Below are 9243 nucleotides of genomic sequence, written 5' to 3' on the forward strand. Positions count from 1 at the left end.
ACTAAGCCTTATAGGTCTGAGGGAAGACCAGAAGAATTGGAACTGGATAAATCAATTAAAGAAGATGCGAGGATCACTTTTTGTTGTTCTTCTTGGCATTTTAAGTGCCGCAGTTAGCTGCTATATGTTATTTAAAGTTAAAAACTATCGGGGTTCCTGGCTTGCATATCCTGGCTGGCTTATTGCCTCGAATGTAATTTTCGTATTAATAATTGTTCTTGCCCTGCGGGCATTATATCGTCACACAACACAAGACACAGGGGAACCCAGAGCCCAGAAAATAACTGCTGCCCTCTGGGTTCTCCCGGCTCTGACAATTATTCTGACTATTCATATGGTCGTCGTATTAAGCTGGACGGCAGGTGTACCGTTTCAATAGCAGAAATCCTCAGGCTCCCATAGCTCAGGATATAAGACTGTTCATTATTCTGGAGGCGTTCGAAAAAAGGGGGAAGTGTTCCTGTATTTGACTGTATTTGAGGAGAAACTATGAATGAGATAATATACAAACCGATCGGAGTCATACATTCTCCCTTCAGGGAACCGAAAGGAACACCCATTCAACCCTCGGCTGCTAAGGGAATCTCTGGAACAGTCGAGATATTCCCGGAATATGCTGAAGGCCTAAAAGATGTTGAAGGATTTTCTTACATTATTCTGATATATCATTTTCATCTGTCCAGAGGTGCATCCTTAACAGCAAAACCTTTCATGGATAATGAAGAACGGGGTGTCTTTGCAATGCGAGGCCCGAGCAGGCCCAACCCGATTGGTATCTCGATTGTACGCCTTGTCAGAGTTGAAGATAATATAATCCATATTCAGGATGTAGATATAGTGGATGGGACTCCACTCCTCGATATCAAACCGTATGTCCCGGAATTCGATATAAGGGAAGTAGAAAAAACAGGCTGGCTCGAAAAAAACGTTCACAAACTTCCATCATCAAAAGATGACGGTAGATTCACAAAATGATTGACAGGTGACACCCGCATCTCACGTCAAACGTTCACTTCTCCTTCGAAAACCGGAAAAGAAAGGAAAACCGTAGTTCCTCTGCCAAGACGACTCTCGATCTCGATCTTGCCCTTATGAGCTATCATCAGATGCTTGACTATCGATAAACCCAGTCCCGTACCACCCAGTTCACGTGAGCGGGTCTTATCCACCCGGTAGAATCGCTCCCCCAACCTGGGAATTTCATCTTCAGGTACACCCACACCGGTATCGCTTATACTGACGATCATATAACCCTTTTTATCATCAAAGGCCGTTATTGAGACCTTACCCGACTCCGGTGTGAACTTTACGGCATTATCCAGAACATTCAATAATATCTGGGCCAATCTATCCCTGTCAGCCCTGATAGGTGAAAGCTCCTCCGGGATATTCTTATCAATAACAAGCCTCTTCTCCACGGCTTTTGATTCAATAACCGGCAAGACATTTTCAACCACACCATTTAGCGAAACACTCTCAAAGAAGAACTTCATTTCTCCCAATTCGATATCGGAAATGGTTAAAAGGTCTTCTACCAGGCGGTTCAGGCGACCGGCGTGTCTGTGAATGATTTGTAGAAATTTCCTGGCTGTTTCCTTTTCCTCGATGGCCCCTTCCTGCAGTGTCTCAATAAATCCAAGGATTGCGGTTAATGGAGTTTTTATCTCATGGGTTATATTGGCCACAAAATCCACTCGCATCTTTTCCAGTTTTTTAAGACGTGTAAAATCATGAAAGACAATCATGGTTTTTTCTTCCCCATTCGGAAATCCATGGATTGACGAAACATTAATCTCCAGAATAATCTGCTCCCCATCTCCCAGAACGACTTCCTGTGAAACGGGCATTCCGGTCTCCCTGAAACGATCAAGCGCTTTTTGCAATTCAACATTTCTGAACGCCTCAACCGGTGTTTTGCCAATTATATCACGGTATTTGACACCAAAAATGTCATTAAAGGCCTCATTCGATGCTTCTATCTTGTCCTGGCTATCGAGTACCAGTACACCATCGGTCATACTGGCAAAGGCCGCCTCCAATTTCCCCTTTTCTTCATTTGCAGACCGCACCCTCTCCTGCAGTTCCATGACCATATAATTGATGTTCCTGGCCAATCTCCCCATTTCATCACTCGAATCGATCATAAGAGTCCCCGGATCTTCACCTTCTCTTAACCTTTTGGTAAACTGCTCCATCTCCTGAATGGGTGATGTTAGTCTGGAGAAAAATATAAAGGCAATTAAAAATGAAAGAACAAGGATGATAACAAATGATTGAAAGATTAGTCCGTACAATTTTCTTACGGAATTTTTGATCTCGACAAGCGGACGCGCCAGTCTGATATAACCAATTGCCCTGGAGTCACTCTTGACAGGCAGGACAACATAAAACATATCCACGCCAAGAGTGTGGCTGAAACGTGTTGCGGTTCCTTTATCAAGAACCTTCGCTTCCTGAATCTCCGGGCGGTTCAGGTGATTATCCATTTTAGAAACATCCTTTTCTGAATCTGCCAGAACTTTTCCCGCAGTATCAATCAGGGTAATCCGCGCATTGGATATCCTGGCTAAATGGACAACCTTCTTTTCAATTTCTTTTTTTGGAGAAGTGAGGTTTATCATCCGGGCATAAGTAATCAGATCACATTCAATCTTTTCCATCAACTTGTTCTTGACCTCTTTACCAACCAGAAACCCAACGATCGCCATAGACAGTACGATAATAACGAGATAGGTTCCAAATATCTTGTAGAATAGACGACTTTTCATAAGGTAATTTCTTCCAAGTTTCTCAGTTCGAGAGCTTTGCACAATACCTATATTGTCATTGCGAGTGAAGCGAAGCAATCTCATAACATACTGATAATTCATAAGATTGCCACGGCTGTCCCCTCACTTCGTTCGGGACGCCTCGCAATGACCAAAATTGCAGTTTTGCAAAGGTCTCAGTTTATAAAAACCTGTTCGCTCTACTTTTCAGAATCTTCAACAGAATATTGATGTCTCACACTCTTTCCGGTAACCATATAGATAACCATGTCCGCAATGCTCTCTGCGTGATCTGAAACTCTCTCTAAATTCTTTGATATCTGCGTAATCAGAATCGCCCTGTGGATGGTCCGGGGATCCTCAATCATAAACGTAAGAAGTTCCCTGAATATCTGTTCGTTGAGGTTGTCCACCATTTCATCATCCTTCCTGACCTTATTGGCCAGGTCACAATCTTCATTAATCAGGGCATCGAGACTTTCCCTGATCATTCCACGTGTAATGTCCGCCATCCGTGGAAGATCAATATAAGGCTTGAGCTGTGGCTCTTCGTTTAGAATCAGTGCCCTTTTTGCGATGTTGACCGCCATATCTCCGATTCTCTCCAGATGACCATTGATCTTAATGGCGGTAGCAATAAACCGCAAATCTCTTGCAGCAGGTTGTCTCAAAGCCAGCAGGCGGATGCACTTTTCCTCAATTTCCACATCAAGCTTATTAATCTGATCATCACCGGCAATGACCTCATGTGCCAGATCTGAATTCCTTTCCAGAAGGGATGTCGTGGCATCCTGAATTGCCTTTTCAGCAAGAGCCCCAAGATACAGGAGATTTTCTTTAACCCACTGGAGTTCCCTTTCATAATGCGTACTGGTAAGTTTTTTTTCTTCCATTTCTTAACCAAACCTTCCCGTGATATAGTTTTCTGTTTGTTTCACATCCGGTGCTGTAAAGAGCTTCTCCGTCGGACTATATTCTATGAGTTCCCCTAAATAGAAAAAGCCGGTATAATCCGAAATCCGTGCAGCCTGCTGCATGTTATGCGTTACAATAATAATTGTATATTTCTTCTTCAATTCCTCAATCAGTTCCTCGATTTTTGCCGTCGAGATCGGGTCCAGCGCTGATGTGGGCTCATCCATCAGTAGAATATCCGGTTTTATTGCCAGGGCTCTGGCAATACACACCCTCTGCTGCTGTCCACCGGAGAGCATCATGGCGGACTGACCAAGGATATCCCTCACCTCATCCCACAGCGAGGCCTGCCTGAGGCTCTGTTCCACCAGGGCCTCCAGGTCGCTCTTATTTCTCACCCCTGAAAGCCTCGGCCCATAGGCAATATTGTTAAAAATTGACTTCGGAAAGGGATTCGGCTTCTGAAAAACCATGCCGATTCTTCTTCTGATTTCAACAGGATCAACACCGGGGTCATAAATATTCCTGTCTTCAAAAAGGACTTCTCCCTTTACCCTGGTTCCATCGATGAGGTCATTCATTCGATTAAGCAACCTCAGAAGGGTCGATTTACCGCACCCGGACGGGCCTATCAGGGCAGTGACCCTGTTTTCCTCAAAGTCCATATTGATATCCGTCAGTGCTTTGAAATCGCCATAATAAAAGTCCACATTTCTAACTTTTATTATACTGTTATTTCGCACCATTACCATCCTTTTCTCTTCCTCATATAACTCCTGATCATAATTGCAATCAAATCAATTCCTAAAACCAGAGCCACAAGTACCAATGCTGTCCCGTATTGAATTGGTCTGGTCTGCTCAATATGTGTGCCCGCTGTCGCCAGAACATAGATATGGTAGGGAAGAGCCATCACTTCGTCAAAAATCGACGCGGGGAGTTTTGCCGTGAAGAATGCCGCTGCCGTAAACATAATCGGGGCTGTCTCACCCGCCGCCCGACCGATACCCAGAATGGAACCTGTCAGAATTCCCGGCAGTGCATTAGGTAAGACAATCTTTAAAATTGTCTGCCATCTGGAAACACCAAGAGCCAAAGATGCCTCCCTGAATGTTTGAGGCACCGCCTTGAGTGCTTCTTCAGAGGCCCCGATAATCGTCGGTAAAATCAAAAACCCAAGGGTCAATGCCCCCGAGAGAATACATGAACCGAACTGGAGAAAAACCACAAAAAGCCCAAGACCGAAAAGCCCGAAAACAATCGAGGGAACCCCGGCCAGGCAATTCACGCCAATCCTGATAATCCTTACCACGGGACCTTCCTTTGCATATTCACTGAGATAAACGGCCGACATCACACCAAGCGGCAGCGCAATGATAATCGCTCCCGACGTTAAATAAATGGTCCCCAGTATGGCCGGCATAATGCCGCCTTTCGTCATGGAATCTCTCGGCGGGAGGGTAAGGAAATCCCAGCTAATCGCACCTATTCCATTGACAAATATATAAAAAAGGAACCCGCCAAGTGATACCACTATGATTAAAGCGGATAACCGGACAACCCCTAAAAACATATTCTGCTTAAAATAGCGCCATTTCATATTTGAATCGTACTCATAATGTTGCAGAGCCTACCTCTTTAAATTTTGTTGAAATATAATCCGCAATCAGATTGAAAAATAGTGTCATGAAAAAAAGGGCAGCTCCTGTCGCAAAAAGCGCGTGGTAATGATCGCTCTGGAAAGGGGCCTCCCCCATCTCCGCTACAATACTTGCCGGCATTGGTCTGACGGAATCAAAGATACTCTCCGGTATGGCGGCGGCGCCCCCGGCCACCATGAGAACAACCATAGTTTCGCCGATAGCCCTTGCCATCCCCAGTATAACAGCCGTTGAAATCCCGGAAAGCGCCGCCGGCACAATAACCTTCGCAATAGTTTCAAACCTTGTTGCCCCCAGGGCATAAGAAGCCTCTTTAAACTCCCGCGGCACAGAATAAAGGGCATCTTCCGAAATACTCGAAATTGTGGGAACAGCCATAATGGCCAATATAATTGAGACATTGACTATATTCAGACCAGTAGGCAGATCAAAGGTTTCCTGAAGCCATGGAGCAAGGACAACCATCCCGAAAAATCCGAGTACAACAGAAGGAAGACCTGCGAGGAGTTCAATCGCGGGTTTTAGGATTTCTTTCATCAATGGGGAAGCTATCTCAGATACATAGATTGCCGAAAGAATGCCCAGCGGAACAGCTATCAATGAAGAAAAAAGTGTGACGATAATGGAGCCGACAATAAGAGGCCATATACCAAAATCCGGCGGGTCATAAGTGGGATACCACTCGTTGCCGAAGATAAAATCCTTGACAGAAACCACCTTGAATATGGGCAACCCCTCTCTAAAGAGAAAGACAACGATAAGTCCCAGAATAAATATGGAAACCAGCGCGAAAAAGAAAAAAACATTCTTTATAATTATTTCTTTAAACTTTCTGGACATAACAGAACCTGAAAAGGGTTAAAAGTACAAGGTTAAAGGTGTAAAGAGTTATTGCACGCCCTTCACCCTTCACCATTCGCCTTTTACCTTCATTTAATACAACGGCACAAAACCTTCCTTTTTGACAATTTTCTGTCCTTCGGGGCTGACGACAAAATTGATGAAATCCGATACTGTTCCCTTTGGCCAGCCGTTGGTAAACATGAAAAGTGGCCTCGCAATGGGATATGTCCCGGACAGGGCGGTCTGGACGGTGGCCTCAATCCCACTTACTTTTATTGTCTTGACGCTCCTGTTCAAATATCCAAGCCCGATATAGCCGATGGCGTAACTGTTTTTAGATATGACCTGAACAATCGCTCCGTTGGATGCCTGCAGTTGAGCCCTGGGTGTAACTCTGGCCTTATGAAGAACCTTCTTCGCCCAGACCTCGTAAGTACCCGAACTGGTATCCCTGGAAACCACGACAATCCGTTTGTCTTTCCCGCCAACCTCCTTCCAGTTTTTGATTTTTCCCTGATAAATGAGACTCATTTGCTCGATTGTGAGATCAGTCACCGGATTTTCGGGATGAACGATCGGGACAATGGCGTCAATAGCCACACGATGAGGAACAGGATAGCTTCCCTTTTCCACGGCGAGCTTTATTTCTTTACCCTTGATGAAACGTGAAGTATTCGCAATATCTGTGGATTTATCTATCAGGGCCTTGATCCCATTGCCTGAACCGCCACCGGACAGAGAGATATTAACCTCCGGGTGTTTCTTCATATACGCCTCAGCCGCTGCCTGGGCCACGGGAAGAACCGTCGTTGAACCCTTTATCACAATGGTCTCGCCCGCGGAGGCTGCACCCCAGCCCAACATCAAGCACATAAAACTCAACACTAAAACTCTCATCATTCTAAACATCTTCTCCACCTTCCTTCATTATTTTATGAAGGAAAGATACAGCACAAATGTTACGATTTGATTACAGGCTGATGAAGATAGTGTGAAGATAAGATATGGAATGTGATTAATGGTAAAGTATGTTGAATGAATTTGGGGGGAATGGTTTGGATGGGGGCAGCAAAAGCGGCACCTCATTATAACGTTATTTAAGGAATGTTCTGCTACTTGATATCCGCAAATTTATAGCCAGCTCCTCTTACCGTGAGAATATACTCCGGCTTTTCCGTATCTTTTTCAATCTGTGCCCTCAGACGTCTGATATGGACATCCACGGTTCGGGGTTCCACAAAGGCATCATCACCCCACACATAATCCAGAAGTTGATCCCTGGTGTAAACCCTTCCCGGATGCTGAGAGAAGAATTTCAGAAGCTTGAATTCTGTCGGGCTCAGATCAACTTTTTTATCATCAACTGTAACTTCATAAGTATTGTAGTCGATATGCAAACCTTTAAAGGTAAAAATTTCCTTTTCTTTTGTCTCTTCTTGTGATTCAAATCTCCTTAGCACCGCACGTACACGAGCTATCAGTTCTCTCACACTGAAAGGCTTGGTGATGTAATCATCAGCCCCCATCTCAAGACCCAGGATTTTGTCGATCTCTTCACCCTTTGCCGTGAGCATAATAATGGGCAAGGAGACGGTCTCCGGATTTTTCCGGATGAATTTGCAGACTTCCAACCCCTGAATACCCGGAAGCATAAGATCAAGGATGACTAGATGGGGGTCTTTGGACCCAATCAGCTCCAGAGCTTCCTCTCCATCATAGGCCTTTACGACAGTAAACCCCTCCTTTTCAAGATTATAGGCAATCAGGTCTACGATGTCTTTTTCATCATCAACAACAAGTATTTTCATGGAGATGCCTCGGGGGTTACCTCTTGAGGTCAGATCTTGCTTTTTTGTGAAAAATTAAAAAAGGTGCTCCAGTAATTCCTTGAGATTGCCTATCTTTACAAGTTTCATCTCCGTTTTCGAAGATATATTGCGCGAGAGGGTCTTTGGAAGGATACATCGGTTAAATCCCATTCTTGCCGCCTCCTTAATCCTGTTTTCCATCTGACTTATTCCCCTTACCTCGCCCGTGAGACCGACCTCACCAAATACAACGGTGCCCGAATCTATCGGACGGTCAAGAAAGCTGGAGGCAATTGAAGACACTATCCCCAGGTCAACGGCAGGTTCATCCACCTTAACCCCACCGGCAACATTGATAAAAATGTCGTGATTACCCAGATGAAGACCACATATCTTGTCCAGAACGGCAACCAGCAGAGACACCCTGTTATGATCAACCCCTATGGCTGTTCTCCTCGGCATACCCAGGTTCGTGGGGCTTACCAACGACTGAATCTCTACCAGTATCGGTCTCGTCCCCTCGATACTCGGCACAACAACGGAACCGGCAGCACCTTCAGGTCTTTCAGCGAGGAAAAACGCTGAGGGATTTGCTACTTCACTCAGGCCATTGTCTCTCATTTCAAAGACACCGATTTCATTGGTTGGCCCGTATCTGTTCTTTATACTCCTTATAATCCGGTAAGCATGTCCTGAATCTCCTTCGAAATAGAGGACGGTATCCACCATATGTTCCAACACCTTCGGCCCGGCAATAGCTCCCTCTTTGGTAACATGACCGATGAGGAAGATAGGTATACCCGTTTTTTTCGCAAGGAAAATAAGCCGCGCCGAGGATTCCCTCACCTGCCCCACACTGCCGGGAGCGGAAGAGAGCGCTGATGAATATACCGTCTGAATGGAATCGACCACTACTACCTGCGGCCTTATCTCTTTAATATATTTCAGGATGTTTTCTAAATCTATTTCGACCAGCACCAGAAGATCTTTTGATGAAGCACCGATCCGCTTTCCCCTGAGTTTGATCTGTCTGGCCGATTCCTCCCCCGTGATGTAGAGAACTTTGAGTCCTTTTTCGGCCAGATTCTGCATGACCTGAAGGAGAAGCGTCGATTTCCCGATCCCCGGATCACCACCAACAAGTATGGCGGAACCGCATACGATGCCACCACCCAACACCCTGTCCACTTCATCAATTCCGACCTTGATCCTATCTCTCTCATCGGCCTCGATGGCATCAATAGGCAT

General features: G+C 45.2%; 10 protein-coding genes. 2 read left to right on the forward strand and 8 right to left on the reverse strand.

Features of this window, described 5'->3' with window-relative positions; all coding sequences use genetic code 11:
* Both Q7J27_14650 and tsaA read left to right on the forward strand, forming a co-directional pair.
* Nucleotides 1–379: hypothetical protein (locus Q7J27_14650; GenBank protein ID MDO9530380.1), on the forward strand; the 379-nt coding region annotated here is incomplete at its 5' end.
* A 110-nt stretch (nt 380–489) separates the two neighbouring features.
* Nucleotides 490–975 (forward strand): tRNA (N6-threonylcarbamoyladenosine(37)-N6)-methyltransferase TrmO, encoded by a 486-nt coding sequence (tsaA, locus tag Q7J27_14655; GenBank protein MDO9530381.1) that lies wholly within the window; start codon nt 490–492, stop codon nt 973–975.
* A gap of 26 nt (nt 976–1001) precedes the next feature.
* Here the strand turns inward: tsaA and Q7J27_14660 are convergent, their stop codons facing one another.
* From Q7J27_14660 to radA, 8 genes are all read right to left on the reverse strand, one after another.
* A complete protein-coding gene (locus Q7J27_14660; GenBank protein ID MDO9530382.1) occupies nt 1002–2768 on the reverse strand; it encodes an ATP-binding protein in 1767 nt (588 codons plus the stop codon).
* Between the two features lie 200 nt (nt 2769–2968).
* On the reverse strand, nt 2969–3661 hold the full coding sequence (phoU, locus tag Q7J27_14665; protein MDO9530383.1) for a phosphate signaling complex protein PhoU: 693 nt from the start codon (nt 3659–3661) through the stop codon (nt 2969–2971).
* Nucleotides 3662–3664: 3 nt separating this feature from the next.
* A complete protein-coding gene (pstB, locus tag Q7J27_14670; GenBank protein MDO9530384.1) occupies nt 3665–4429 on the reverse strand; it encodes a phosphate ABC transporter ATP-binding protein PstB in 765 nt (254 codons plus the stop codon).
* The gene (gene pstA, locus Q7J27_14675; protein MDO9530385.1) at nt 4429–5283 is read right to left on the reverse strand and encodes a phosphate ABC transporter permease PstA; all 855 of its coding nucleotides are present in this window, start codon (nt 5281–5283) and stop codon (nt 4429–4431) included. Before pstA ends, pstB begins: the two co-directional genes overlap by 1 nt.
* 13 nt (nt 5284–5296) lie before the next feature.
* Nucleotides 5297–6184 (reverse strand): phosphate ABC transporter permease subunit PstC, encoded by an 888-nt coding sequence (gene pstC / locus Q7J27_14680; protein ID MDO9530386.1) that lies wholly within the window; start codon nt 6182–6184, stop codon nt 5297–5299.
* A 93-nt stretch (nt 6185–6277) separates the two neighbouring features.
* Nucleotides 6278–7087, reverse strand: a complete 810-nt coding sequence (locus Q7J27_14685) for a phosphate ABC transporter substrate-binding protein (GenBank protein MDO9530387.1) — start codon at nt 7085–7087, stop codon at nt 6278–6280.
* Nucleotides 7088–7299: 212 nt separating this feature from the next.
* Entirely contained in the window at nt 7300–7995 is a 696-nt protein-coding gene (gene phoB / locus Q7J27_14690; GenBank protein MDO9530388.1) for a phosphate regulon transcriptional regulator PhoB, read from the reverse strand.
* Nucleotides 7996–8049: 54 nt separating this feature from the next.
* Nucleotides 8050–9243 (reverse strand): DNA repair protein RadA (gene radA, locus Q7J27_14695; protein ID MDO9530389.1); only part of this gene is annotated, 1194 nt, incomplete at its 5' end.

It is taken from the genome of Syntrophales bacterium, assembly GCA_030655775.1.
Taxonomy (GTDB): Bacteria; Desulfobacterota; Syntrophia; order Syntrophales; family JADFWA01; genus JAUSPI01.